This window comes from Ktedonospora formicarum, from assembly GCF_016587355.1.
In the GTDB taxonomy this organism is placed as follows: Bacteria; Chloroflexota; Ktedonobacteria; order Ktedonobacterales; family Ktedonobacteraceae; genus Ktedonobacter; species Ktedonobacter formicarum.
On sequence record NZ_BNJF01000001.1, the window covers coordinates 87,944 to 114,209 of the forward strand.

19 protein-coding genes are annotated in these 26,266 nt (G+C 49.9%); 6 read left to right on the forward strand and 13 right to left on the reverse strand.

Annotation, left to right across the window (positions count from 1 at the left end; translation table 11 throughout):
* Positions 1 to 70 precede the first annotated feature (70 nt).
* A complete protein-coding gene (locus K3T82_RS00355) occupies positions 71 to 520 on the forward strand; it encodes an RDD family protein (RefSeq protein WP_220191527.1) in 450 nt (149 codons plus the stop codon).
* A gap of 415 nt (positions 521 to 935) precedes the next feature.
* Positions 936 to 3,869 carry a tetratricopeptide repeat protein gene (locus K3T82_RS00360; RefSeq protein WP_220191528.1) on the forward strand — a complete coding sequence of 978 codons (2,934 nt, stop codon included), beginning with the start codon at positions 936 to 938 and terminating at the stop codon, positions 3,867 to 3,869.
* A gap of 27 nt (positions 3,870 to 3,896) precedes the next feature.
* Here the strand turns inward: K3T82_RS00360 and K3T82_RS00365 are convergent, their stop codons facing one another.
* The 4 genes from K3T82_RS00365 to K3T82_RS00380 all read right to left on the reverse strand — a co-directional run bounded on the left by K3T82_RS00365 (position 3,897) and on the right by K3T82_RS00380 (position 9,323).
* Entirely contained in the window at positions 3,897 to 5,129 is a 1,233-nt protein-coding gene (locus tag K3T82_RS00365; RefSeq protein WP_220191529.1) for a glycosyltransferase family 4 protein, read from the reverse strand.
* Positions 5,130 to 5,362: 233 nt separating this feature from the next.
* On the reverse strand, positions 5,363 to 7,000 hold the full coding sequence (locus tag K3T82_RS00370; RefSeq protein ID WP_220191530.1) for an MAC/perforin domain-containing protein: 1,638 nt from the start codon (positions 6,998 to 7,000) through the stop codon (positions 5,363 to 5,365).
* Positions 7,001 to 7,064: 64 nt separating this feature from the next.
* The gene (locus tag K3T82_RS00375) at positions 7,065 to 7,826 is read right to left on the reverse strand and encodes an exonuclease/endonuclease/phosphatase family protein (protein ID WP_220191531.1); all 762 of its coding nucleotides are present in this window, start codon (positions 7,824 to 7,826) and stop codon (positions 7,065 to 7,067) included.
* A 510-nt stretch (positions 7,827 to 8,336) separates the two neighbouring features.
* The gene (locus K3T82_RS00380; protein WP_220191532.1) at positions 8,337 to 9,323 is read right to left on the reverse strand and encodes a carbon-nitrogen hydrolase family protein; all 987 of its coding nucleotides are present in this window, start codon (positions 9,321 to 9,323) and stop codon (positions 8,337 to 8,339) included.
* 453 nt (positions 9,324 to 9,776) lie between these two features.
* Here K3T82_RS00380 and K3T82_RS00385 point away from each other — a divergent pair, with 453 nt between their 5' ends.
* Complete coding sequence (locus K3T82_RS00385; RefSeq protein WP_220191533.1) at positions 9,777 to 10,631, forward strand: helix-turn-helix domain-containing protein; 855 nt, start codon at positions 9,777 to 9,779, stop codon at positions 10,629 to 10,631.
* An 18-nt stretch (positions 10,632 to 10,649) separates the two neighbouring features.
* The gene (locus tag K3T82_RS00390; protein WP_220191534.1) at positions 10,650 to 11,426 is read left to right on the forward strand and encodes a GNAT family N-acetyltransferase; all 777 of its coding nucleotides are present in this window, start codon (positions 10,650 to 10,652) and stop codon (positions 11,424 to 11,426) included.
* 131 nt (positions 11,427 to 11,557) lie between these two features.
* Here K3T82_RS00390 and K3T82_RS00395 read toward each other — a convergent pair whose 3' ends face one another.
* From K3T82_RS00395 to K3T82_RS00430, 8 genes are all read right to left on the reverse strand, one after another.
* The gene (locus K3T82_RS00395; protein ID WP_220191535.1) at positions 11,558 to 12,487 is read right to left on the reverse strand and encodes an LLM class flavin-dependent oxidoreductase; all 930 of its coding nucleotides are present in this window, start codon (positions 12,485 to 12,487) and stop codon (positions 11,558 to 11,560) included.
* Positions 12,488 to 12,666: 179 nt separating this feature from the next.
* Complete coding sequence (locus K3T82_RS00400; RefSeq protein ID WP_420799277.1) at positions 12,667 to 14,925, reverse strand: FAD-dependent oxidoreductase; 2,259 nt, start codon at positions 14,923 to 14,925, stop codon at positions 12,667 to 12,669.
* 22 nt (positions 14,926 to 14,947) lie between these two features.
* Complete coding sequence (locus K3T82_RS00405) at positions 14,948 to 16,339, reverse strand: hypothetical protein (RefSeq protein ID WP_220191537.1); 1,392 nt, start codon at positions 16,337 to 16,339, stop codon at positions 14,948 to 14,950.
* Positions 16,340 to 16,456: 117 nt separating this feature from the next.
* On the reverse strand, positions 16,457 to 17,335 hold the full coding sequence (locus K3T82_RS00410; RefSeq protein WP_236030895.1) for a carbohydrate ABC transporter permease: 879 nt from the start codon (positions 17,333 to 17,335) through the stop codon (positions 16,457 to 16,459).
* Between the two features lie 18 nt (positions 17,336 to 17,353).
* Positions 17,354 to 18,325: a carbohydrate ABC transporter permease gene (locus tag K3T82_RS00415; protein ID WP_236030897.1), complete on the reverse strand. Its 972-nt coding sequence runs from the start codon at positions 18,323 to 18,325 to the stop codon at positions 17,354 to 17,356.
* Complete coding sequence (locus tag K3T82_RS00420; protein WP_220191539.1) at positions 18,325 to 19,671, reverse strand: extracellular solute-binding protein; 1,347 nt, start codon at positions 19,669 to 19,671, stop codon at positions 18,325 to 18,327. Before K3T82_RS00420 ends, K3T82_RS00415 begins: the two co-directional genes overlap by 1 nt.
* 68 nt (positions 19,672 to 19,739) lie before the next feature.
* Positions 19,740 to 20,804, reverse strand: coding sequence for a LacI family DNA-binding transcriptional regulator (locus tag K3T82_RS00425; protein ID WP_220191540.1), 1,065 nt, complete (start codon positions 20,802 to 20,804; stop codon positions 19,740 to 19,742).
* Positions 20,805 to 21,099: 295 nt separating this feature from the next.
* A complete protein-coding gene (locus K3T82_RS00430) occupies positions 21,100 to 21,879 on the reverse strand; it encodes a L,D-transpeptidase family protein (RefSeq protein WP_236030899.1) in 780 nt (259 codons plus the stop codon).
* Positions 21,880 to 22,476: 597 nt separating this feature from the next.
* On the opposite strand from K3T82_RS00430, the gene K3T82_RS00435 reads away from it, so the two are divergent.
* Positions 22,477 to 23,607, forward strand: coding sequence for an RNA-guided endonuclease InsQ/TnpB family protein (locus K3T82_RS00435; RefSeq protein ID WP_220191541.1), 1,131 nt, complete (start codon positions 22,477 to 22,479; stop codon positions 23,605 to 23,607).
* A gap of 342 nt (positions 23,608 to 23,949) precedes the next feature.
* Here K3T82_RS00435 and K3T82_RS00440 read toward each other — a convergent pair whose 3' ends face one another.
* Positions 23,950 to 24,750: an SDR family NAD(P)-dependent oxidoreductase gene (locus K3T82_RS00440; RefSeq protein ID WP_220191542.1), complete on the reverse strand. Its 801-nt coding sequence runs from the start codon at positions 24,748 to 24,750 to the stop codon at positions 23,950 to 23,952.
* A 168-nt stretch (positions 24,751 to 24,918) separates the two neighbouring features.
* Between K3T82_RS00440 and K3T82_RS00445 the strand changes: the two genes are divergently transcribed.
* Positions 24,919 to 26,085: a helix-turn-helix transcriptional regulator gene (locus K3T82_RS00445; protein ID WP_236030901.1), complete on the forward strand. Its 1,167-nt coding sequence runs from the start codon at positions 24,919 to 24,921 to the stop codon at positions 26,083 to 26,085.
* Positions 26,086 to 26,266 lie beyond the last annotated feature (181 nt).

Here is a 26,266-nt window from a genome sequence, read left to right on the forward strand (position 1 = left end):
AACTCCACTATATTGTATTCAGTAGTAGAGACCCTACTATACTTATTTTTATATAATCTTTGGAGGTTATATGGCCGATCAAATGCCAGGTGCAGCCGCACAACAGGCGAACACGCAGTACGCGGGTGTAGGCATCCGCTTCTTGGCTCTAATCATCGATGGGATCATCATTGGTATCGTCATTGGTATCCTCAGTGGCATTCTTAGCCTGGCGATGCACGACAACCCCGCAGGCGCTGGAAGCACGGGAGGCGGTCTAGGTAGCCTGATCGCTCTTATCTATATCTTGTTCATGGAAGCGACCCAGGGAGGAACCTTCGGCAAGAAAATCCTTGGTCTGCGCATCGTGAAAGAGGATGGTTCACCTATTGGGTGGAGCGAATCCATCATCCGCACTTTACTACGTATCATTGACGGGCTGTTTGCTTACCTTCTAGGCGCGATCTTCATCTGGACCTCGCCTCTCAAGCAGCGCCTTGGTGATAAACTCGCACACACAGTTGTTATCAAGACTCGTTAAAGTCAGGACTCATATCTATACGTAGAGAGAAGAGCGTGCCACTGTTCAATCGAACTATGGTACGCTCTTCTCTCTATTACCTTCCCAATTCGGGATGACTGGTATTGTTTTTGAGTATGACTAGAAGCTGCATCGCAAAATTGCCGAGGTGAAGAGTGAGCATTAGCAACAGGTGTTTTCCCTTCCCTGCACAGGCGGCCAATTGATTGATATACTTCAATATAGCTTTTTCGTCACTTAAGCTTTATAATATCTCTTACTTTCTACATACCAGATGGACGGATTTCTCTCAAATTCTTAAATTACAATAAGCACCTAGTACTACCTTTTCCCTGTTTTCGCCAAATATACCGATGAATCACCTTCAATGGCAGAGTCAGGAATTTCATAAATACCGGTAAAAAGGGCCTATGTTATGAAAAAGCCAACTCAAATCACTCCCAATCCACGGCTCAAACAGGCGAGGCTGAGTCGTGGCTGGTCACAAGAGGATGTCGCGAGGGAAGTGGGGACAGACGCCTTTACCGTTGGTCGTTGGGAGCGCGGGGTTACTATACCCAGCACACATTTTCGCCCCAAGCTTTGCGCGCTCTTCAATATGAGCGCGACAGAACTTGGTCTGGTTCCCCAGGAGATGGAAGAGAAGGAAGAGCTTTCTTCACAAACCCCAAAGCCACTTCTAGACCCAGCAATCCCTCCTCCACCTGCTGGTGAGACAGGCCTGATAGGAAGAGACGGCGTATTACGTCAGATAAATCAGCAATTACTTACAAAAAAGCAAGTAGCGCTCTCCGCACTCAATGGCCTCCCAGGTGTTGGCAAAACCGCACTTGCCACCGCGCTCGCGCATGATGAAGAGATCCAGGCACACTTTTCTGATGGCATCCTCTGGGCTGGACTGGGACCCCAACCAGATATCTTAGGCTTATTAAGCCGCTGGGGCTCAATGTTGGGCTGCGCTCCAGTTGATCTGGCACAGCGCAGTAAACCAGAAGCCTGGGCTGCCAGTATTCACGCTGCTATCGGCCAACGCCATATACTGCTAATAATCGATGATGTCTGGGATTTTGCGGATGCGCTGGCTCTCCAGATCGGGGGCAATAACAGTGCGCATCTTATTACCACACGCATTCCTGCCATCGCACGACGCTTTTCCTCTGAAGGTACAATTATTATTCGCGAATTGGGAAGTAACGAGAGCCGCCTGCTCCTCACGCGTCTGGCTCCTGACGCTGTGCAGTCCGAGCCACAAGAAACACTGGCATTGATAGGTGCAGTAGGAGGTCTGCCGCTCGCATTGACATTGCTAGGAAATTTCTTGCGCACCCAGGCCCACAGTGGACAGCCTCGCAGAATCCATGCGGCTCTAGAACGCCTACGGCGCGCGGATGAGCGTCTGCACTTGACCGAACCACAAGCACTGATTGGTAGTCATCCCAGTCTGGAAGTGGGAACCCCTCTCTCACTACAGGTCGCCATTGGCATAAGCGTGCAGCAAATTAGCTCAGATGCTCGCACTACACTGGGCGCTCTAGCGGTATTTTCTCCCAAACCCAATACCTTCTCAGAAGAGGCTGCTATGGAGGTTAGCGCCATGCCAGTGGAAACACTTGATGAACTAAGTGATGCTGGACTTCTTGAAAGCAGTGGCCCAGAGCGCTATACCCTGCACCAAACCATCGCTGATTATGCCGTGACTCTCCTGAGCGAAACAACGGCTAGGGAACGGCTAGCCACCTATTACGTCCGCCACACGAAAAAGCACTGGTTGGACTATGCGGAACTTGACCGTGAAAACCACAATATTCTGACAGCTCTGGAAGCTGCCTACACTCTTTCCATGCAACAGTCACTGGTTCAGGGCACGCATGCCTTCGCACCTTTTCTCATTACTCGCGGTCTTTACGCTGTGGCAGAAACGCTCCTCCAACGCTCATTAGCAGCAGCACGCACCCTGGCAATCCCTTCCGAACAGGTCAGGGCGCAATTTCACCTTGGAAAAATCGCCGAATTACGCAGCAACTACATTGAGGCCCATGCTACGTGGCAAAACGCGCTTCCCCTGGCTCGGGAGCATGCAGACATCAGTGGCAGCGCCAAGATATTACGGGAATTGGGTAACCTGGCCCACTCTCAGGGCGAGCCAGAACAGGCTCGCCAATTCCTTTCACAGGCGCTCGAAGCTCAAATCCAGATTGGCGATCAACTCGGCGCCGCCGAGACTCAATGTACACTGGGCGATCTGATCGCAGACCAGGGACAACCAGAAAACGCCCACACCCTCTATACCGCAGCCCTTACCATCTTTCGCCAGATGGGAGATCAACGCGGAACTGCATTGGTCCTGGGCAAACTAGGGGTACTCGCTCGCGAGCAGAGCCAACCAGAACTTGCTCGCCAGCTCTACGACAAGGCACTTACCATCTTTCGTCAGATTGGTGACCAGAATAACCTCGGCAGATTACTCATCAACCTGGGCAATCTGACCCGAGAGCAAGGCCGGCCAGAACTTGCTCGTCAGTTCTATGAAGAAGCGCTAGAAATCAATCAACGCACCGAGAACCGCCGGGCCCTGGCTTTTACGATCTTAAATCTTGGAAGTCTGGCTAGCGATCAAGGACAATTCGAACAGGCCCGTCAACTATTCTACGAGGTTATCCCCATTTTCCGTCAACTCCAGAACCAGCGCAACCTCGCCATGACCCTTCAGGGTCTGGGCTGCCAGGAAATCGCCGAAGGACAGCTAGATCTGGCTCGCGAGCATCTGGATGAAGCTCTGACGCTTTTCCGCAAAATACACGACCAGCGTCAGACAAGTTTGACTGCTCGCGAATTTGGCGCGCTGGCTCGCATGCAGGGACAACTGAAAGAAGCTCACCTGCTACTGGCTGAGGCTTTGACCATTCTTGAGCAATTGGGGGATCAGCGCGAAGCCGCAGTAGCACGCCAGGAAATGGGGACACTGGCCCGTCTAGAGGGTCACCCAGAAAAGGCTCACATTTTATTGACTCTAGCACTGACCGAGATGCGTCAGATGCAGGATCGCCGCAACGCGCCCCGTGCACTCCGTGAACTGGGCGAACTCGCGTGGCAAGAAGACCACATGGAACAAGCACTACACTATCTGCTCAGCGCCCTGGTTGGAATGAAGTTGATGCAGTGGTATGAAGGCCCGGAGGTGGAAACACAACTCCGTCGCCTCCACATGCGACTTGGGACACAACTGTTTCTCACACTGGTACACCAACTCACACACACCACACCAGAGCCTGCCTATGGGATATCCCCGGAAATATGGTCAGCCACTATCCAGCAAATCATGGATGGCATCATAAACGGACCTTCATAATCAGTATGGCATATATATCAGGTACAACTACTTTGTTACGCATTGCAACTGATGTTGGAACAACTGATCCCAGTGGGCAGCAACGGTATCCCAGCGAAATTTCGATGCAGTTGCATGGGCATATGCCTGTTGAGAATAGTGCAATCTCAGTGCGCGATCATGATAGAGCCTGGCAAATATCGAAGCCAGTTCAGAGATATCAATTTCTCCCACTTGCAGTTCCTCTGGCGAGTAGTGTGGTGGCTGCCGTGTCTGCAAAGGGACTAATAGTCCGTGGTCTCGCCAGAGTTCCTGGCAGGCGCTATGAGCTGGTACAATCTGCGCGGCTCCAGTAGCAGCATGTTCAAAGGCAACTAATCCCCAGCCCTCACTCGTCGCGGTATTGATACCTATATCACAAGCATTATAAATGATATTGAGCATGCAATCATCGACTGCCCTTTGGTCCGCGAATAGGCCTGTATAAAGCACACGATCACGGATACCTAAATAGGATGCAAGATCAAGCAATTTCTGTTCTTGCTCGCCAACGTGAAGGTAAAGCCAGATATTGCCGGGTGTCGCATGGGTAAACTCAGCAAATGCCCGGAGTGTAAGGTCCAGGCGCTTGCGAGGCCGATGATAATTCGCATTGAGAAAAATACATGCATCTTGCAATTCAGGACAGTGGGGAAAAAGTATTTGTCGCGCTTGTCGAAGACTGCGTTGACGCTCCTCCCATGAGGTACATGGCTGTAAAGGGAAAAACAGCTCCGTATCGATCCCATGTGGTAAAACAGCTATCGACGGCAAAGGGGCATTGCGTTGAGGCAATTGGGCAAAGGCATCCAGAAGCAGGCGACGACCATAGTTCGTATAGAGAACCAGCGCGTCAAGATCTACGAGACTTGCGACCTGCTCTGGAGATCGAAACGGGCCTTCAATAGGACAATAAAAGATCGTTTTTAGTGTGTCTCTGTGCGCTGTGAGCTCCTGATGATGGAACTGATAGAGCCAGGGATCATGGCATAAAAAGAGAAGTTGCGGTTGAAACTGTTCAATGAGAGTGTTTAATTGTTGCTTAGCTAACGCATTGATAACCCCTTGCGCCGGGACCATAGTCCAGTTTGAGTGATCATACTCTGTTCCTTTGCCAGTAAGGTCAATCTGAAAGATTGTATATTTTTGCGTCAGGCGATTGCAAATGCTCGAGAGAACACGCCCATAGCCAGTTGAAGAGATACCATGCCCCAGTATGAGCAAACGCGGTTTTATCGACACTCCTGCCTCCACTCCCATTATGCTGAGTATAGCGTTGTGGTGCCCCAGTTTGATCAGGCAGTAATTAAATTTTTGCAAAATTCACTCAAGTAGAAACACTCTAATCCAGCTTTGCACCAGGATAGAGTCCACCACACTTCTATCATCGTGAGTGTGGTGGTATGTGTGGACCTGACATCTGGAAAGCCATCAGGTTCACACGCACCACCACGCTCATTCATCGTTACGATATGTTAGCCATCTATACCAGGCCCCAGGGTATAGGTTGTATCAAAAGATGTACGATAAAAGTTCACAGTCACATCTGAATTGACGGTCTTCTCATTCTGTGCCTGTGGTGAAAAGAGTTCAATACCTGTATTAGGGCCATTATCGATAATACCGACAAGGATATAGTTGGCAGGATTGGTCACCCAGTATGGTCCCCGGCTCCCCATATTGGGGTTATGCTCAAACTGCTGGAGTTGAGAACCAGCTCCAGTCGACAGCAACAGACCATGAATACTCATATGAGGGCTGATACCAAAGTCCGCATCAAGGCCAAAACTCGCCAGGATCAGAACACTTCCTGCGGAAAACGCGCGCAAATCTTGAGCGATCTCATCATACATATTCTGATATCCAGAAACGGGATCTACATTCGTTGGTATTCCGTAGTAACGGTTCAGCAGCACTCCTTGAGGGCTTATGAGGTTTTTGTTCTCCAGTACAACCACTTGATAACCCATAGGGCTGGTTGGCGCATCAACAGGCAGGATATGCCGACCCAGTGTAATAACTGGCGGAGCCGGTTTAGGGGCATTATAGGAAACCTGCGAACTCGTCTGGATAGTTAATCGAGGGCGCAGGATACTCGCATAGCGTTGCCAGGCCTCATGCACCGCTGTGCTTTTTGAACCACACAACTGCCAGATCCCTTTTAAGCTAAAGTCGGTGACAGAAGGGTGAGCCTCAACGCTACTAGACCAATTCTGCAACAGAGAGAGGGCGGATGCGCTTGGATTCCAGGGGTCGATATCCTGAACCTGCTGAATAGCCGTTAATGCGCCACCATTGGCTTTAATGACCGTATGATTACGAGCATTATTCGAATAGTTTTGCCATTCAACACTCCCCTTTGTATTCGCATTCAGGCTGCCTGTCTCGAAAAGCGATTCATATTGAGCCTGAAACATCGCTTCTACCTTTTGTTTGCTTAATGTTTCACTCTGACTGACGGCGACATATAACTCAACGGAACCCCCTAACACGATTTTATCGGTATAGTAGACGCCAAAGTCCTCAAAAAAGCGACTAAACACGGAGAGATTCGTATCTGTCACTTGATCTGGCAATTGCGTGACTCGCTCGGCGAACTCACTTTTCACATAGGGTAAGTAGTCCAGCAATTGTAAGACAGCCACCGGATAATGGATAATGGTATAGGCATACATATATTGCGAATTGGTGGAAAACTCACCAGAATAGTCAGCCTGCATTTCACCGCTGAACGCTCCGTAGGAGCCCCCCACTCCTAAATGGGCTGCAATATTGTTCTGAAATCCTTCGCGGGAAAGAAAGACACCGCTCTCGGCATATCCCTGCGTGTTTTGTATGGCTTTGATGCCTGTTGGCACAAGGTACTCCTTCCCTAGCAGGGTAAAGGTCGAAGTATCAGCATCAGTGAAATCCAACAAAGGGGTAATTAACCCATCAATTAAATCGCGGGGCCCAAAGACATTGAAGCCCTGACCGACAAAGCCAACTTGTGAGAGCGCAGGCGTATCGCTATCAGTGTTCGCGTCGAGATAGCTAGCGTCACCAGGATCTTCGCTGTAATTATCGTCGACCTGATCGGAATCCTGCAATGTTTCTTTCTCTGAAAAAGACATAAGTCGCTCCTTTGGCTCTTATGAGCCATACCTTGAATGGTGAGAGGCAGTAGTTGTGCTCAAACTAGATTACACAGGTAATGGGGCAATGATCTGATACGCTATAGATGTCTCGAAATGAATATGGCTTAAATGGGGTTTTGCATATCGCGATCGTGTTTTTGACTGTATCTTTACTGGGCAACCTTTTCCCAACCAGCACTTTATCGTACCGAGAGCTACCAATAAGAAAATCATCCCAGTCACTGACAGATACGAGGGAGGGATTGTTAAACACAGTCCCGCGATCTGGCCCTTTCGAGGCATATTCTGATCTCGAGACATTGATATCAACATTAAAATCGCCCACAAAAAGATCTAAACCTTCAATATTTTTTAGTACTCCCCAGGCTGAAGCTATCAGAATAGCTTTATCCGAAGTGCTCGGAGGCGCATGCCAGACGCCCACCTCGTAGTTTTTCCTTTTGATTGTAAAAGAGACTTTGGCCGGGGTACGCAGGCTATGATCCCATGATCTATTGCTGGGAATCGTTAAGGGTTCTACTGCTGTAACACTAAGCGCAGTTTTTTTCCACAAGATGAGCGTACTATCGCTCTCATCACCCAGGGCGGTGTTAACGATATAGTTACTGTCCCATGATGCACTGCCGAGGTCCTGCACAATGCTATCAGCAAGAGCGCCAGCGATCATATCCCCTTTCGGTCCTTCAAGAACAAAGACAAGATCTGCAATGCTGAATACACTTAGCATGATTTTTTTCTTGGTTGGACTATCCCACTTATTCAGCGAAAACTGTTTGATGTTCCATGAGATAATGCGAGCCAATGATTACTCTCCTTTACTTCCAGATTTCCCAACCACTTACGTTGGGAAACGCAGTCCTTTCAAAATCTTTTAACAGGAGCATCACAACACACTCAAAATAAAAAATTGCTTTCTGTGCATTTTTTATTTTCATGCCATTCACGTACATCTATGCATGCTACCAGTTTGTATAGGAACTGCTCAAAGTATGCCGTAATGCCGCATCAGAAAGAAGATCATCTACAAGTCATTTGTGAGTCTCGTTTACAAATCACAGAACACTGTCCCGCTTTGTATGTAAAATAGGAGAAAGATTATGGAGAGCGAAAAGGTCAACGGCACCACTTAGCGAGAGGCATTGGGGCATGGTAATGGTTAGAGAATATAGAGCAGGAAAAATAAAGATACATATGGGGGGAAATATAGTGAGAAACACTTCGAATCTCACCACATTCCCTTAACCCAGATGAAGCGTTCAACGCTATGAGATCATAATGGCTTTTCAAGCACTTTGCTTCATCATTTTATCCATTACCTGCGTAGGTGGTCGTATCTCTCTCCGTGGATATTCACACGTACAAAGGGAGGCTCAACTGCCGATGAGGTCAGCAAACCGTAACGGTGGGGCTTGCGGAAGGAATTCCCCCAGGACTCGCGCTCGCGATAATTTCGTATCTTCTGCACATCAAAGGTCGCGAGATAGATCCCCTCCGACTCACCAGCCTCCATGACCAGAGTATCATGACTACCATGCTCATCAAAGCCTATCGGGTCATAGGCTACCGAATGCCCATTAGCATCTGGCGCAGCATAATTGCTCAAAGCAACGCCGACCATATTTTCATAGGCACGTGCACGCAACTGACCAAGACGATTGGCTTCCATCTCACACGCATTGGGAATAAGAATGATCTCGGCCCCTTTGAGCATAAGGATACGCGCGCTTTCGGGAAACTCGCGATCATAACAAATCATGGTGCCAATCTGGAGTGGGCCTTGCTCCGTTTCTAGTGTACAGACGGTAAAATCCTCACCAGGGGTACAAGCAGCCTCCATGACAGAAAAATCACAGGTGTGAACCTTGGCATAGGTCATGAGAAGCTCACCATGCCGGTCGATAAGTGAGACGCTGTTACGTGGGGCAGTGGGCCACTGCTCCAGATAGGTCAACGCAATCGCCATTTGAAGCTCGCGGGCGAGTACCTGGAAGTGCTGGATAAACTGTGCATCTCGCTTGATCGCCTGAGCCTGCCAACGTTCGCGAGCCTGTTCCAGTTCTGGGGAGGTCGTGGGTTTACTGGTCTGTGACCAGAGAGCAGGCGCTTTCCAGAGGTCATCTTCGATGCCATTGCAGTCTGGAGCAAAGGATGTGTACCCAATATTCCACATTTCAGGGAAAAGTGCGATATCCGCGCCCATAGCCCGAGCCCGCCTACAGAACTCCTCGCCTTTCGTCAGATTGGCATCCTGATCATCGCCGCAAGCTGCCATTTGGAGAAGCGCAACTGTAATCCTCATAGTAAAAACCTTTTCGTTTCATTGAAGCACATAATTGAAGGGAGATGAGAAGATTTTCTGCACAAAACAATAATGCCCGCAAAGAGATGGAGGTGCGCGAGCCGAAAAGGTGCCGGAGAAACGAAAAAGAGCAGGACATTGGGAGCAGACAAAAAGCTGTACAACAAGAAGCTGTTTATTCTTGAAGAGGAGAGCATAGTGGAAGAAGGCACAAAGGTTACGAACGAACAGAGAAATTTTACGTCAATATTTATGCATTGAGGTCCTCTCGTATAACCTACTTCAAAAATCCAGGGAAATTCATCTTTTTCACGTATTTTTTTAGTATAACTGGCAAGAAAAAGCTCTGTCAAGAAAGCGAGAGCCTCCTTGCTATAAATACGCCTTGAGCGTTGTTAGAAGATTTGGTAGTATGATCCAATAGAAACACTTCTGTATTCCCTGGAGGCGAGAATGATGGAGCGTTCTATCACTATAGCATTAGACCGCCGACCTGACATACTTTATGTGGCAGGTGAGTTAGCAGTTGGGCAAATGCGAGGAACTTCGCCCTGTTCGAGGAAAGGCTTCCATGCCCATGAGGGATATAGGCTGGAATTCGTCGATAAGGGCTCAATGTGGTTGCTCGAACCACAAAAGCGACGTTCTCTCGTTGGGCAGGGTCAATATTATGTGCTAAGACCTGACCAGGAACATAGCCAGGAAGTCGATCCACATATTCGGACCCTGTTCGTGAATCTCCCCAAGCAACAGGTTGAGGAAGTAGTACAGGAGTTGATGAGTATCAAGAAACAAACGTTTCTGGACCCAACCATTGCTCTAGCCCAGCGGGAAATCTTTACCTTGCTCAAAGCTATTGCAGCAGAAGTCGAGCACTCTATTAGCGGGATGCAAATCATGCTTCAGAGTTTAGGCATCCAGTTGACAGTCCAACTCTTGCGCGCTCAACAACAGGGAGAAGATGAGGGGGAACTTCAGCGAGTGAGCGCTATGCTTTCCCCTGAGATTCGGCGCAGTGTCGATTTCATCCATGCCTACTATACACAGGATCTTTCGCTTCAGCAAGTGGCGGCGAGCGCTTCTCTCAGTCCCTATCATTTCCTTCGACTTTTCAAACAACAGATAGGTATTACTCCGCACGCATATCTACGACGCCTACGCTTACAGCAGGCCGCACTTTTCCTCAGCCAATCAGATGAGCCGGTCTCAGACATTGCTTACCGTCTGGGCTTCTCCAGCCCGGCTCACCTCACAGAAGCATTTCGACGCCACTATGGGCTCACCCCCTCGCAATATCGTAAGCGTTAAAAGAAAAAGGAGAAGCAGATGCACCTGGATATTCGCAAAAATTTTGAAGAAAAAGTCTCTTATGTGGCTCAACATCTCAGTGGAATGCTGATCAATGACCAAAGTTCTTTTCTATCCGTAGATTGCGGTCTCCCCAGCGATACTTTTAATGTAATAGTAGGGAGAGACTTGCGCGCCATGACCCCGATGATAGCTGAAGTTGACCGTTTTATCGCCAAAGGTTTCCCGTTCGCCCTCTGGTGCTGGGAGAGCACCATCGATAAAGCAAGCCTCTCTCAACTTGCCCGCCATGGGTTGGTGCATACTGAAACACATCAAGCAATGTATATCGACCTCTCCCAGCTACAGATGACAGAGGATTATGTTGAAGGGCTGGAGATAACGCAAATTACCACGACCAACGAACTGCTTCAATTTGGAAAAATAATAGCTGATCTCTTCGGAGACGCAAGCGAGGGACGCCAGGTATTTACGTATTTTCAAAGGCTCAGCGCATCCCCACAGAACCTCTTTCCTGCCATGCGTTACTACCTGGGAACTCTTCAGGGCAAGATTGTCACCATCGGAACGATATTTGTTGGCAGCCAGACCGTTGGGATCTACGATCTTGTGACCCACAACGACTATCGCCGAAGAGGCATTGGCAACACTATGTTCCAACACCTACTCAAGGAGGCCAGGGACTCTAACCGTCGCTTTGCGATACTTCAAGCCTCAAATGATGGCCTTGGGATCTACCTGAGAGCTGGTTTCAAACGAACAGGTGATGTCCTGACATTTGAGGTCAGAAAATAGCAGAGAGCAGGAAGCACCAAATCGAGATCACAATAACACACGAAGAGCATATAAAATAACAATAACACTAGGTGAACGACATGCTAGATGTGACGATAGAACACATTCTAGCATGCCGTGCCCGAAAACTGTTATGCTTGCTGTATGCCTCCCTCAACGTGAGGAATAACTTCGGTGACGAGACGCTCCATCTGTTCGGCCTGATCAAAGAGAGTGGTAAGCAAAATGAGCTCAGCTCCCGCTTGCGCAACCTCGCGCAATCCACTGATACAGGTTGCCGGCGTTCCAGTAACAGCAACGGTGGACAGCCCCGTCCTCCCATAAATTTGCGCCAGCGCCTCATCCATACGCGCACGGGGTTGGCTTTCATCATCACCAACTGCGATGTAGACACGCTTCGCAATCTGAAAAGGCGTAGCTTTACGATCGGATTCTGCCAGTGCCGTCCGCAGAACGCGCATCTGTTCTGCAAACTGCGCAGTCGTCGAGGAGCCAGCACCGAAGAAGCCATCACTATAGCGAATCGCGCGCCGCACGGCTGCCGGATGACCACCACCAAACCAGATAGGTGGATAAGGCTTCTGGAAAGGCTTGGGCTCTACTGCCGCATCCTGAAGCTGCCAGAAACGGCCAGGGAAAGTGATGCGGGATTCGGTCCAACATGCCTTCATCAAACGCACGCCTTCAGTGAAGCGAGCCACAAAGCTTTCGGGATCAACACCAAAGGCGGAGAACTGACTCCTGCGCCCACCACTGGCAAGGCCAACCTCAATACGCCCACGACTAAGCTGATCAAGGGTGCTCAGGCTCTTCGCCAAGTGAATGGGATTATGGAGAGAGCTGACAAACACAGAACACCCCAAACGCAGACGCGTTGTATAAGCTGCGGCAAACGACATAAGTTCAAGCGGAGAGAGCGTTGGCGAAGACCCCAACACGCCCTCCTGTGTCCAGGCACTCTCAAAACCAAGCGACTCGGCTCTTGTCAGATAATCACGTAGTCCGACCGGATCAAATGTCCCGTCGGATACGATTTGTGGAATAGAAATAGCAAAACGCATAGTGACCTCCCGAATAAGCGGTATTTCCTCTCGCAAGTCAGTATAACCTCTTATACAGCCTGAAGAGGAGTTTATAATAGGAATACCTCTTACTCTAAAGATAACAGAAAACCTTTTGCTTCAAATTGGGAAACTGGTCAAAAGAGCCGATCAGTTCTGCAACTGATCGGCTCTAAGCACTATTCAGCGTAACAGCGAATCTCAAAGAGAGAGGCGGGAACATCCCCATACCGCTCCAACAAGTGGATAGTCAGGGATTCAGTGACAATTGGCTCAGCAAGTATGATCGTATTCCGCGTCTGATGGTTCTCTGTATTCTCAGCGACTAGGCGCTCATTCGCACAGATACGATATTGCTTAACACAGAAGGGCATAACACGCTCAGGGTGCCCCATAAGCACCGATTCCATCGGATGATCAAAGTCCGTGTCAAAGGAAAGCTCTATGCGTGCAATACGCTGAAGTTGCTCCCAACGCAATTCAAGGGTGGGCATAGGATCGTTGAGCGCGGCAACCCAGGCATTGGGTTGATTCGTAGGTCTCGCAACTCCATTGAAGAGGTTCTCTGAACCAAAGACCGCTATCGGCGGCTCACAACGCAAGGCAAAGTTATGCCCTCCAGGTCGCCGCTGCGGTTGCCACATCTCAAACGCCTCAACACCAATATCCTCCGGCGGCTCTTGCGTTCGATTGTATTTCGTGGTGAGTAAACCCGTTAAGCGTTGCTCGCTTCCATGAAGCGCGACCTTCTCATTTTGCATCGCACACAGGAAGACATAGCGAGGCTCATCAATAGTGACAGGGAAACGGACCATAATTTCCTGCTGAACACCCGCTTCCAGCTTGATATCAAGCGCTCCAAGGACCACGTCTGGTGTATGATTATCGGGCCTATTGCTCGTACGAAGTTCAAGTCGTAACGTGGTCGCCTCGGCGATATCGGCAGTTAAGGACACGATGGGCATAGGACCTGCCAGCACAGGCAGCATCTGTGCCCATGAGCTTGAAAGCGGAATCAATGGGCCATTCGCGGGCAATTCGGTCAGGCGCAATTCGCTAGATACACTCATGCGAGCCTGCGTTACCAGATTATCGGGGTCATCCAGGCTGAAGCCGGGAATATGCTGTCCACTTTGGATGAGCGCACGTTGCAAATTTCGGGTATACGTGGATTCGCTGAGAGTGGTGGGAAGCAGGCTCTGCTGCGTACAGATCGCGGCAGCCATACCCACCGCTTGCGCCGCATAAGCGCATGTTGCCATCACGCGAGAAGAACCAAAGGCGACATGCGATGCGCTCATTATGCGGCCCGCTAGAAAGAGGTTCTCAATATTACGGCTATACAAGCAGCGATAAGGGATCTGATACACACCACGCGCATGCCATTGATTACACCCAGGGCGCTCGCTAAAGACGCCATCCGCTGGATGCAGGTCAATTGACCAGCCACCAAAAGCGACAGCATCATAGTGATGACGTTGCTCAACGATATCTCTCTGGTTCAACATATACGCGCCCTCAAAGCGCCTGCTCTCTCGCTTCCCCGGAATAGCACCAACCCATTCCAACGTCAGGGTCTCAGCATCGGGAAACTCACCTGAGTTCTTGATGTAATTCCAGACACCATAGACCGTCTTCCACAACTCCCACTTGATGGTCTCCGTATCATGAACTGTATCCAGGCGACCACCATACTCCATCCACCAGAGGCGGCACCCATAATCCTTCGTATTGAAACTACGGAAGCGTGGTATTTTGGTAATATCGTCCAGAGCATAGGCGGGAGGGACAAAGGTTACTGGCTTACCAACATCTTTACTATAGAAATAGATCGAATGGCCCAGGAGGTCTCCATACTCGGCATCAGGGGCAAAGCCCTCATCAAACTCATGACGTGACTCAGCACCCATACGAAAGGCAGCACCCGCCAGAAATGCCAGAGCCCCATCGCCGGAGGCATCACAGAAAAGCGGGGCGTGCACATGGTACATTGTTGAGTTCTGACTACAAAAAGCCTGAACAGCATCTATCCGATCCGGTTGTGTTTTCGTAATATCAATCAGGGCAGTGTTTAATAGAAGGGTAATATTGGGCTCAATAGTCACTTTCTCCAGCAGAATTGTATCAAAGATGATAGCGTTCCCTTCGGGATTACGATAGAGATTCTCAACCAGAATCTCATCGAGAACACCACCCTCACGTGCCCAGCGATTGTTATTCCCCATATGAGAGGTCGCGCCCAGCACCCATAAGCGCACCTCGCTCGACGCATTACCACCCAGCACGGGACGATCCTGCACTATTGTCACCTTCACACCCGCGCGGGCAGCGGTAATAGCGGCACAGACACCAGACATCCCGCCACCAATTATCACTAGATCACTTTGTAGCTCTCTGCTGCGATAAGCGCGCCTCTCGGCTGGCGCTTCCTGCTGCATTGGCATTCTATACTCCTTCTTTCTAGTTATACATCAAATAGGCTGTCGCATTACAGGTTGTGTTGCTTGTAAAACGTACCCAATGTGCGCTAAAAGCGGTTGGAAACTCATGGTGGACATATTTTCCAGCGGGGACAGTGAGGATATCGTAGGTCTGCCAGTTCTGGGTTCCCAGGAAATCAACCTCAATCGTAATATTCACAGCGTGTGGAGCATCATGATAGAGATGAAGCCCTTTCTGCTCAAAGCCAGTCATCAGGTAAGGATCGGAGGATACACCTGCTTCTACTGCCGCATCCCACCAGGGACCACCCCAGCCTTTGGGTTTACCAAACTGCCACAGGTCGTCTGTCTTCCCAAACCAGAGACCAGCCTGTGGCTCACCCGCCAACAAGTTACTATCCCCCGTTGGCGTGACCTGATTTCCACCCATGACGAGGAAACCACGGAACGCGCAGAAGTCGGGGACAACGCGCAGGTGGGTAGAGATTGGTCGCACTCCCCAAACTTTGCCACCATAGGAGGTGGGAGAAAGTTCATAGAACATACCATGACAATCCATCAGGAAGCGCTCATGTTCCACCTCGCGAATGCGCGGCCACTCTGTTTGCCAGAAATGATCAAATGTATGCGATGCCTTGGGAAGACGATAGCGCGACCAGGAACCCTCCGTGAAGACACGCAAGATAGCTGAGGCTTTATCCCAGCCAGTAGCAAAGATCGTGCTCCCGAAGTTCATACGTCCCGTTACTTCATTGAAGCCTGTGCGCTCTAGGATCGTCCAACGCTCTCCATCCCACTCAGCCAGGCGACCCGCCGCCTGTGTTCCCGCGAAATCGCGCTCATCATAGGTGTTATTGGTCACAACCACTCGCCCTTGCGCGGTGTGGCCTGACTTGAAATGCGGTTGCGCCCCCTGTGGAACCTGTAGCTCCTGAGTCAGATCATAGAGTTGCTCAATATGGAAGGTATTAAGGTCAAACTCAAGAAACAGGCCCTCCATCGTCAGGTAATAGACCTTGTTGGCAGGATCATACAGGTGTCTCATCGTCGCCGCCAACCGGTGATCCTGCAAGGCTTCGATGGTGCGCACATTACCTTCAACATCAATAATGTGGGGCCCTAGAATCACCTGGTTGGTCTCAGTGTGGAGCAAGCGATTGGCATAGGTACCAACGACACTCTCAGGGCGCTTTCGAATCTGTAAATCTTCGTCAATCTCATACAACCCGGTTCCCGCACCTGTGGTACGCGTATGAGACACATAGGTCACGAACCATAGACGGTCTGCCCAGGCCATCAGGCCGCCAATACCAGCTTCACTTCGTGCTGGCAGGGCAGCACCTTTTACAGACAGGCCTGGAATCACCCCACCAATATTAAGTAAGCTGGTTTGCTGTACTGATGTACGCATATACGGTCTACCTTTCCCCATTGCATATAGCTCAATGAGAGCTGATAGCGATCTATTCAACCACTCAAATGAAGAAGTAAGGGGCCAGACCAGGGATATGGTGCCTGGCCCCTTAGTTTAGCCCTTCAAGCCTGAGCGGGCCAGGGCTTGAATAAACTGACGCTGCATAAACAAGAACACAACTATAATAGGTACGACCGATGAAACGGCTCCCGCCATAATCAGGGACGCCGTTGCTCCTCCGCTCTCATCAACATAGCTTGTTAAACCCAAAGGAATTGTAAAATTGGGTTCGCTGGTCAGCATCACAAGTGGCGTCTCATAATCATTCCAGCTCCAGACAAAGGCTAAAATGGCAAGTGAGGCTAGCGCGGGTTTCGCCAGTGGCAGGATGATCCGCCAATAGATATGCCAATCATTCGCGCCATCGATACGTGCCGCGTCACTCAACTCCTGTGGGATAGTAAGAAAGAACTGACGCAGGAGAAACGTTCCCAGAGCCGTAAAGATCCCCGGCAAGATCAATGCCCAGAGGGTATCATAGAGACCTAGCTGCTGAAACAGGATAAAGCGAGGTACCAACAACAATTGCCCTGGAATAATGAGCGTACTAATATAGAGGAAAAAGAGTGCGTCCCGCCCTCGGAAGCGCAGGCGCGCAAAGCCATAGGCTGCCAACGACGAGGTCAGAAGTTCTCCAAACACACGCGCAATCGCAACCACAACTGAATTTCCGATATACATTGTCAGAGGATGCTCACCAGTCCACACAGTGACATAATTCTGCCAGTTGAGTGTGTTCGGGAGCCATTGAACTGGCAGGCGAAACACATCTATCTCCAGTTTGAACGAGGTGATAAGCATCCAGGCAAAAGGAAGCAAGAAGAGAATTGCCAGCAGCCACATAATACCGCTGATAATAGACCATTGCACCCTTTGGCGCTGCTTCATCGTCCAGGTTTTTCGCTGTGATTGCACGCGCGTCGATGCAGGCATTACCATACGCGATCCTTTCTAACTATAAAAGATGCCGCGTCGCTGGATACGCCAGAGAAGCAGTGTCAGCAGCAGAACAACCAGGAACATCACCCAGGCCATAGCAGCCGCGTACCCAAAGCGATAGAACTGGAAACCGCTTTGATAAATATAGTAGGAGAGCACAGTCGTTGAGCGTCCTGGTCCTCCCTGAGTCATCAGGTTAATCATGCCAAAGTTCTGTGATGCACCGATAAAGCCTGTCACCAGCAAGAAAAAGATGGCGGGAGAGAGGAAAGGCAAAGTGATCACACGGAAACGCGCCCACGCTCCCGCTCCGTCAATTGCCGCCGCTTCATGTAGTTCCTGGGGCACATCCTGGAGGGCCGCAAGATAGATAATCGAAGCGTATCCTACACCACCCCATACCGCCATACCAATCAGGGCCGGAAGCGCCCATTGGGAGGAGACCAGCCACAAAGGTGGCTGGGTCACTCCTAACGCCTTTAAAACGGCATTGATCGGCCCATAGGTGGGATGGTAGAGCAGAATCCACGTCGTCGCGATAGCCACGCTATTCGCGATGAAGGGAATAAAGAAGATGACGCGCAACACCGCTCTCCCAGGGATTGGACCATTGAGAGCCAGAGCAACAAGGAGCCCTGCGACAGTGGTCAGGGGAACGCTTAAACCCACATAGATCAGCGTAATGCGCGCGCTCTCCCAAAAGCTGGGATCAGACAGCAGTGTGGTAAAGTTCTCCAGGCCAACCCACTGCATACCGCCCAGGCCCGATACCACATCCCACTGCGTGAATGCAACGAAAAGGGCGAAGATGAGCGGCAACAACGTAAAAATAAGAAAGCCAATGAAATTGGGAGCAATAAAGAGATATCCTATCCATCCGGCAGACTCGCCCCTGGCACGTGATATCGCTCGCTTCCGCTTGGCATTCACCTCGTTCTGCCTTTCAGTGATCGTTGCCTCACTGTCATACAACGTGCTCATCATCAAGCTCCTGCTTTCTTAATCGCATCGTCGCACTGCTGTTTCACGGTACTCACCCACTGATCAGGGCTGATCTCACCTATCAAACAGCGGTCGGTCTGACTCTGTGTAATCTGCGACATCTGCGCACCCGCCACTGTTATCGTGTCCGTGACAAACTTGAGGTCAGGGGCAAAGACGACATTCTTAAACGCATCAACATCATAGAGTATCGCTTTCTTGTCCCCCAGAATACCATTCACCTGGGTCTCCTGATCAATCTCGGGGAGAACGGGGTTCTTGCCAGCGGTCAGCATATATCTGCTGCCTTCACCCAGCCAGAAACGAATAAAGGTCCAGGCCGCATCCTTATTCTTCGATTTGGGATGCATCATGATCCAGTTATTCAGGCTGCCACCATTGTAAGAAGTGGAAGCAGTATCAGGCTTGGGCATAGGCGCGAAGGTCGTCACAAAGTCATGCGGATACTTACTGGCATCATTCACATACCGTAGCGAGAAGGGAGATGTTATCCACATCGCTTCCTGGCCCGTCAGGAAGGGGTTTTGCGCGTAGGCGCGTAGATTTTGTGCCAGCACTTCAGTCCAGGGAAAAGCGCTTTTCTCTTTCATCATATCGACATGGAGTTGCAAATCCTGCTTAAAGACCGGGTTGTCGAAATTAGACTCTTTTCCCCCATCTTTATAGCTAGCATTCGGGCCCAGCGTAATAAGCGGTAAGCTGGGAGGGGCATATGAGCCATACACTGTCTTGCCTCCGTTGGTGCTGGTCAGTTTCTTTGCCATCTCTCGATACTCACTCACCGTCCAGCTAGTAGGCACCTTTAACCCTGCGGCATCAAGCATTTTCTTATTGATAGCGACAAAGTTTGGTTCACGCGTGGTAGGAAGGCTATAGTATTGGCTATCGACCTTAAAAATGGCATCATTGTTCTGGGACCAGGATGAGAGAGCACTATCGCCACTCACATAGGAAGTCAGGTCAACGGCAAGCTTAGCCTTAATACGCTGGGACATACGCGCGACGGTATAGGAGAAATAAATATCGATAGGTGTACCGCCTTGCAGAGCTGTATCAAGCTTGGTATTCCCAGTGTCGTCATTGACGAAACGCGTGTATTTCACTTGAATGTTTGGGTGAGCTTTGTGAAAGGCCTCGATCAACTTTTTGGGGCCGTTTTCCGCAGGAACTCCTCCCCAAACATTCAACGCCACAGCGCCTCCACCAGCGCCCGATCCGGCGCCACAACCAGCGAGCAAAGCGGAAGTAGCAAGCGCGGCACCTCCTGCCTGGTAGAGAAAGGAACGGCGGCTAACTCTCGTAAAGGCATCATGTTGTAGTGTCATCATAGACTCCTTTTTCAGTTATCGATAGGATAACTTGGCAAAGACGATTACATTGTCTTGTCGTTTCAGGGCTAGCGAGTAGGCGGCTGGTTCCCTCCGACCGACCGGGTTGAGTCACGCAAAATAACGGTAGTAGGAGTGGTAATGCGTAAACGCTCTTCATCGTGACGTTCAAGCAAAGCTATCAGGCGTTGCGCGGCTATCTCGCCAATGCGTTGCCAGCCAATATGCACGCTGGAAAGGGTTGGCACAGTAAACTCCGTAATGGGCTCATCATAAAATCCCATGACCGAAACCTGCTCAGGCACAAGAATATTCGCTTCCTTGAGTGCGCGCAGGCCCCCAATTGCTAACATATCGGCGGCATAGAGGATGGCACTAAATTCGCGTTTGCGAGCCAGCAATGATTGAGTCGCTTGATAGCCATCATTTGGGGCAAAATCTGAGGTCGTAGCAATTAATTGGACATCAAATGGTAAACCAGCCTCGCATAGGCCAAGCCTATAACCCGCCAATTTATCCTGGCTGGTAGACGTAGTAGAGGGGCCATTGATAAACGCAATATGATGGTGTCCCATACGCGCGAATTGGGCAACCGCCTGTGAAGCGCCATGGATGTAGTCACCCATAACACAGTTGATTTCGCGTTCGCCCACGTGAGCCGCTGTAAGCACAAATGGGATATGTGCTTGCTCTAGAGCATCAATGACCTGAGTAGAAATAATACCACCAATGATTACAACCCCATCTGCCTGCGTAAGATGATGCAGATCGCTTTCAGCCGGATCCTCCCAGATCGCCCGGCGCAGGCTCATATGGAGCCCTTTACGCCGTAAAATTCGTTCAATACCATCAATAACAAAGGTATCAAAGCTGGAAATATTCTGACTGCCCTGCTTCTGTGTCACTGGCTCACTCTCGCTATCGACACCGCGTATAGCGACCACAACTCCATTTCCGGTACGCGTACGCGGGAGGGCACTCTCCTGGTACATGGGATAACCGAGTTCAGAGAGCGCTTGCAGAACAAGCGAGCGGGTCCGCTCATCAACACCCGCGCTGTTGTTGAGCACACGGGAAACGGTGGCTGTCGAAACATTGGCGCGTTCAGCAATGTCACGCAATTTGATCCGCATGAAACACTTTCCTGACATCGAGAATATTTATCATCATTGATGAAAGAAGTATACATAACAAAGAAACATTTATTCAATATACTGAAAATATCTGCAAAAAAATTTCATAGAGAGTGTGAAGACTCAAAACACCTGGAAGGATTTCAAGGCTTGGAAAGCGATATATGACATTGAGCACTAAAACATTATAAAAGTCATATTAATATCAGAAATAAAACATCATCACATTATAAAGAGACGTACTTGCATATCATTGGATTACACATGTACGTCTCTTTATCGGACGCCAGGACCACTAATAGGTAATCTTGACTGTTGTACCAATGGGGGCCCAGTTGTAGAGCCATGCTGCTGCAGAAACAGGCATATTGATACAACCATGTGAACCAAAATTGGCACTGGGGTTACCGCTGGAATCGTGATGAGGATACTGAGTACCAGGACCATAATTATTGCGCCACCAGGAGTCGTGCAGGAAATACCCGCCATACTGAAACTCCAGGGCATAATTGATATAGGTTGGCGCGTAATAATACGGTGATCCTATGGGATAAGACGAGTAGAACGTAGTTGGATGCAACTTTACGAAGATGCGGAAGGTTCCGGTTGGTGTTGGCAACTCCGGTCGACCCGTTGTCACCAGGGTTGTATAGACCTGTTTGCCATTCACATACGCATACAGACGCTGCTGGGAGAGGTTGACAACAATGGATTTTCCCTGCGTAGGGGGTGTGAAGCCGTTACTTTTTGAGAGCAAGCCACCATAAATGTAGCGAGGCGCGCTACTGAGACTTGAGATGCGGTACCAGGTACGAATACCTCCCCAGACAACCTGCCCGTTCACTGTTTGATAAACGGTTACTCTGGTATTGGGAGCATAGGTGATGACCACACTCTTACTCGTCGAAGCGCCTGTACGCACATTTGCCCAACCCGTCGTAAACATCGTTTGTGTGCTTTGCACAATTGTGCTCTGACGAATCTGGGCATTCGCGGAGACCGGAGTTACAGCGAGAAACCACGCACCCACAAGCACAAGTACACCAAGAACAAGCAGCCTCTTTAGTGTTTGCATACAATAATCCTTTTTGTGCGAAATTTCAAATTACCTCCGAATAATGCAATTATACATATTTTGCGCTAAAATTACATATATAGACAGAGAAGAATATATTATTTTAATTTTTCGCAAAAACGGATTCAAAAGTAATTTCTTGCAAAAATTCTTTTTACTAGTCCCTATAAGACGTAAAACACAGATTGGCTCTCTAACGATAAGCCAGAATACGGCTGCATGGCCGAACAGCGGCATAATGACTATAAGCAGTTCAGGATTTTATAAGCACAGGCATTGTACTTCTCTTCTCTATAATGACAGGAGCGTCTCAAAAATCGCGCTATAGGGGAAATATACAGCTTTTTTCTGCGGATAAAGAAGTATGCAACAATATCTACTGCTAAAAACAGCAACGAATTGCCAAGCGGGACCACTTTTTCCCATATGTGGACCTGGCATCTCAAAAGCATTGCTACAGAAGCTGAAGGGGTATAATTCGTTTTCTATTATTGGGACATATAGAGATAAATAATGACATATATTCCGCCCCTTGCCAAAGCTGTGTTTTTCTGGTATATTTGTTCTACTTTCAACACCGAGGGAGAAGAGCAAGAGATGGTCCATGGGTATCGGGGAGAACTTGACCTCAACAACGCGCAAAAGACGCTCTGCCGTAAACATGCTGGAGCCGCTCGCTGGGCTTTCAATTATGGCCTTCGCCGCAAACAAGAGGCCTACAAAGCCGGGCAGAAAACGCCCACCGCCATCGATCTGCATCGCGAGATCAATGCCCTCAAACCCTCTGAGCCCTGGATGTATGATGTCAGCAAATGTGCCTTTCAAGAGGGATTGCGCGACCTGGATGCCGCCTTCAAACATTTCTTCCGCAAATGCCACCTCAAAAAAGAGGGCACATGGAAGGGCAAGTGTGGCTATCCTCGCTTCAAAAGCCGCAAGAAAGCCATCGGTGGCGCTCGCTTCACCGGGAGCATTCGGGTGTTTCCTGATGCCATCCAGTTGCCTCGTTTGGGAAGGCTCCGACTCAAAGAGCACGGCTATTTCCCTCTCAACGGCAAGATCAGCAGTGCTACCATCCATGAGCAAGCAGGCAGATGGTTTGTTTCCATCTGTGTGCATGAGGAAAAGGAAGCATCCCAACCAGCCACAGGTGACATCATTGGGGTTGACTTAGGGATCAAGCGGTTGGCAACCCTCTCAGATGGACGTACCTTCGAGAATCCCAAGGCGCTACGCAAGAAGATCACGGCGTTAAAGCGCACGTCGCGACACCATAGCCGCAAGGCCAAAGGATCACGTAATCGCCAGAAAGCCAGGCAGCGCCTCTCACAGATGTATGCCCGCATCGCCAACGTGCGCACCAATGCCTTGCACCAAGCGACCGCTCAGATCGTGGCGAGAACCAAGCCCGATGCCGAGCGCCCGCGTGTGATCGTCCTCGAGGATGTACATATTGCAGGCATGCTCAAGAACCGCAGGTTATCTCGAGCGATTGCGGATGTGGGCATGTACGAGTTCAAGCGGCAAATCCTTTACAAAGCCGAACAGGCAGGGGTGAAGGTGCTGCTGGCCTCGCGCTGGGAACCCTCTTCAAAAACCTGTTCCTGGTGTGGCTGGATCAATGAGGCGCTCACCCTTTCGGATCGAGTCTTTGTCTGCCTGGAGTGTGGAAACGTCCAGGACCGAGATGCCAACGCTGCCAACAATCTCGCAGCATTGGCACAATGAAAAGAGCGTACCGCAAGTTCTGCGGGAAGTGACGCCTGTGGAGCAGATGGAAGACAAGCGAAAGGCTTGCTCTCTGCGCTGAAGCAGGAACCGAATGCTGAGTATGGCCTGTCCATGTTTAGGTCAATTTCGGAGAACGGCTCTAACCTGCTTACACTTTACGTGAGATGTGCTCTATCATGGGCGTATGATCCAGTTCATGAACAACCCAAGCAACCGAAGCCGTTGATTTAGTTGTCTATACGGCTCAAGTGTGGTTACATACAACCACTCGCTCCATGCTAAATGGGGGCATACAAACCGGGGAGAGGATTTGTAGCCCTCTCCCTGATCTACAAATTATTAAAAAACCGAACGGCTCGTACCACCGTCAACACGAATGGTCGCCCCACTCACATAATTGGCAACCGGGCTAGCCAGGTATGCGACAGCAGCAGCAACCTCTTCTGACCGAGCAAAGCGGCCCACGTCATTTGGCACCAGAGCCTGAGTAGCACGAGGTTCGATTTCTTCCCACGCCTCTCCCCAGCCACTAACCGACGCTAGATGAGTTATCATGACTCTGACTTCCTCCACAAGGACCACGCCAGGAGCCACAATGTTGGAGGTCACGCCGGTATCCTTCAATTCACGTGCGAGAGATACCGCAAGATTATGGCGGGCAGCCAATGTTGCGTTGTAGTCTGGTTGCATAGCATGAGGCTGCTGTGACGAGGCACCACCAATCTGAATCACTCGCCCCCAATGTCGCTCGCGCATCTGCGGCACCAGACGTTGGATCATCCGCACACCAGAAATCACGTTAACGTTGTATTTCTGGGCCCAGTCCTCAACTGCCGCCTCCGTCCATGAGAGGAAACCATAAACTCCAGCATTATTGACCAGAATATCAATTGGCCCTCCAGCTAGCGCAGCGTCAGCAACCGCATCAGCGCCGACGTCTGTTGTGAGATCACCAAGTGCAACCTCGGCGCTCCCACCTCCAACCCGGATTGCCTGGGCAACTGCGTTGGCACGAACTTCATTGCGTCCATGTACAACGACAGCAACACCCTCCGCAGCAAACAACTTCACAATCGCCTCTCCAATCCCAGAGCTCGATCCAGTCACCAAAGCCCTCTTCCCCGTCAGTCTTAAATCCATTGTGTTTTCCTTACCTTTGATTTGACTCTTTGTGGACACATCACTCACAAATCTATGAAGATGGTATACTGAGTGCAGTCCTAGAACAAGATGAGCGATAATCATAGGAATGATACTTCTCCGTTTCACTCACTACTCGTTCCATACACCAGAATGAAAGAGGTTGGAATGGTCAGTCAACAACAACAACAAGAATATCGTCTACACGAGCTTGGAGATTTTCTGCGAACGCGCAGAGCCAGGCTTACACCTGAAGAGGTGGGGCTGCCCAGAGGAAACAGGCGTAAAACACCTGGACTCAGACGAGCGGAGGTCGCACAGTTAGTAGGTGTCAGCGTTGATTGGTATACATGGTTAGAGCAGGGGCGTTCTATTTCGCCGTCAACGCAGGTATTAGAGCGCCTGGTACAGGCCTTGCATCTGGATGTGAATGAACGCAGCCATCTCTTCCTCTTGGCACACCAGCAACCACCACCAGCACTATCACAAGAACCTGAAGTTGTGAGTCCAACATTACAACATTTCCTCGATCATTTCGGTTATCGCCCGGCCTTTGTGTCAGGCAGGCAATGGGATATCTTAGCTTGGAACGACGCAGGATGCGCGGTCTTTGGCGATTTTCGCCTGAAGACAACTCGCGAACGCAATACGGTCTGGAGCCTCTTCGTTGATTCCGCATCACGACAATTCGTCGTCGATTGGGAAGAAGATGCGCGACGTATCTTAGCACAATTCCGCAGTAGTTGTGGTCGCCATCTTGGGGATCCCCAATTGACCGAGTTAATCCATGAGCTTATGCACTACAGCCCTGAATTTCGCGCATGGTGGCCTGACCATGAAGTGTTGGGAGCTCAGGAAGTAAAGAAAACGCTCAATCATCCACAAGTGGGATATCTCGTGTTTGAACGCCTCACCTTTCAGGTTTTGGACACACCAGACTTTAAAACCACCGTGTATACACCATTGGATGAGGCAGATACCCCTCGCAAGCTAGAGCACCTGCTAGAGCAGTGGTATCAACAAGAAGGGCAGAAGCCCCATACGCCCAAAGCAGCCCTCGGTCTGCCACAGGTTCAACGCTTAGAACAAGATACTGTTGCGTTGTGGTTAGCAGAATGCTGTCAAAAAGTGGAGGGAGCATGGGTTGCCAACAACACTATCATGACCTCCTATACACTTTGGTGTGAGGCAAACAGATATGAACCAAAGAAAGCGAAAGGCATCTCACAATCTCTGGCGACTCACGGTTTGGAAATTGGTGTCAACAAAAGAGTCCTCGACGAACATCATCGCCGCAAAATGACACGCGGCGTCAGAGGGATAGTTATTCTCTAAAACTGCTTGAGGTTGTATGCAGATTCTTTCTAAACGCATACACATTGGGTTTTCTTTGTATGCAGATTCTTTTCAATCCATATACACCGCACTTTCCCTGGTGAATTGCACGCTCATCCATTTCTCGTAAAAAACGCTTGCAGAATTGGTTTGGTGTATGCCTCCCTCAATTTGGCAAGCG

Bases quoted from the DNA above. Each gene is read 5' to 3' on its own strand.
- K3T82_RS00355 (WP_220191527.1), top strand. From the start codon at position 71: ATGGCCGATCAAATGCCAGGTGCAGCCGCACAACAGGCGAACACGCAG.
- K3T82_RS00360 (WP_220191528.1), top strand. From the start codon at position 936: ATGAAAAAGCCAACTCAAATCACTCCCAATCCACGGCTCAAACAGGCG.
- K3T82_RS00370 (WP_220191530.1), bottom strand. From the start codon at position 7,000: ATGTCTTTTTCAGAGAAAGAAACATTGCAGGATTCCGATCAGGTCGAC.
- K3T82_RS00380 (WP_220191532.1), bottom strand. From the start codon at position 9,323: ATGAGGATTACAGTTGCGCTTCTCCAAATGGCAGCTTGCGGCGATGAT.
- K3T82_RS00385 (WP_220191533.1), top strand. From the start codon at position 9,777: ATGATGGAGCGTTCTATCACTATAGCATTAGACCGCCGACCTGACATA.
- K3T82_RS00390 (WP_220191534.1), top strand. From the start codon at position 10,650: ATGCACCTGGATATTCGCAAAAATTTTGAAGAAAAAGTCTCTTATGTG.
- K3T82_RS00395 (WP_220191535.1), bottom strand. From the start codon at position 12,487: ATGCGTTTTGCTATTTCTATTCCACAAATCGTATCCGACGGGACATTT.
- K3T82_RS00400 (WP_420799277.1), bottom strand. From the start codon at position 14,925: ATGCAGCAGGAAGCGCCAGCCGAGAGGCGCGCTTATCGCAGCAGAGAG.
- K3T82_RS00405 (WP_220191537.1), bottom strand. From the start codon at position 16,339: ATGCGTACATCAGTACAGCAAACCAGCTTACTTAATATTGGTGGGGTG.
- K3T82_RS00410 (WP_236030895.1), bottom strand. From the start codon at position 17,335: ATGCCTGCATCGACGCGCGTGCAATCACAGCGAAAAACCTGGACGATG.
- K3T82_RS00415 (WP_236030897.1), bottom strand. From the start codon at position 18,325: ATGATGAGCACGTTGTATGACAGTGAGGCAACGATCACTGAAAGGCAG.
- K3T82_RS00420 (WP_220191539.1), bottom strand. From the start codon at position 19,671: ATGATGACACTACAACATGATGCCTTTACGAGAGTTAGCCGCCGTTCC.
- K3T82_RS00425 (WP_220191540.1), bottom strand. From the start codon at position 20,804: ATGCGGATCAAATTGCGTGACATTGCTGAACGCGCCAATGTTTCGACA.
- K3T82_RS00430 (WP_236030899.1), bottom strand. From the start codon at position 21,879: ATGCAAACACTAAAGAGGCTGCTTGTTCTTGGTGTACTTGTGCTTGTG.
- K3T82_RS00435 (WP_220191541.1), top strand. From the start codon at position 22,477: ATGGTCCATGGGTATCGGGGAGAACTTGACCTCAACAACGCGCAAAAG.
- K3T82_RS00440 (WP_220191542.1), bottom strand. From the start codon at position 24,750: ATGGATTTAAGACTGACGGGGAAGAGGGCTTTGGTGACTGGATCGAGC.
- K3T82_RS00445 (WP_236030901.1), top strand. From the start codon at position 24,919: ATGGTCAGTCAACAACAACAACAAGAATATCGTCTACACGAGCTTGGA.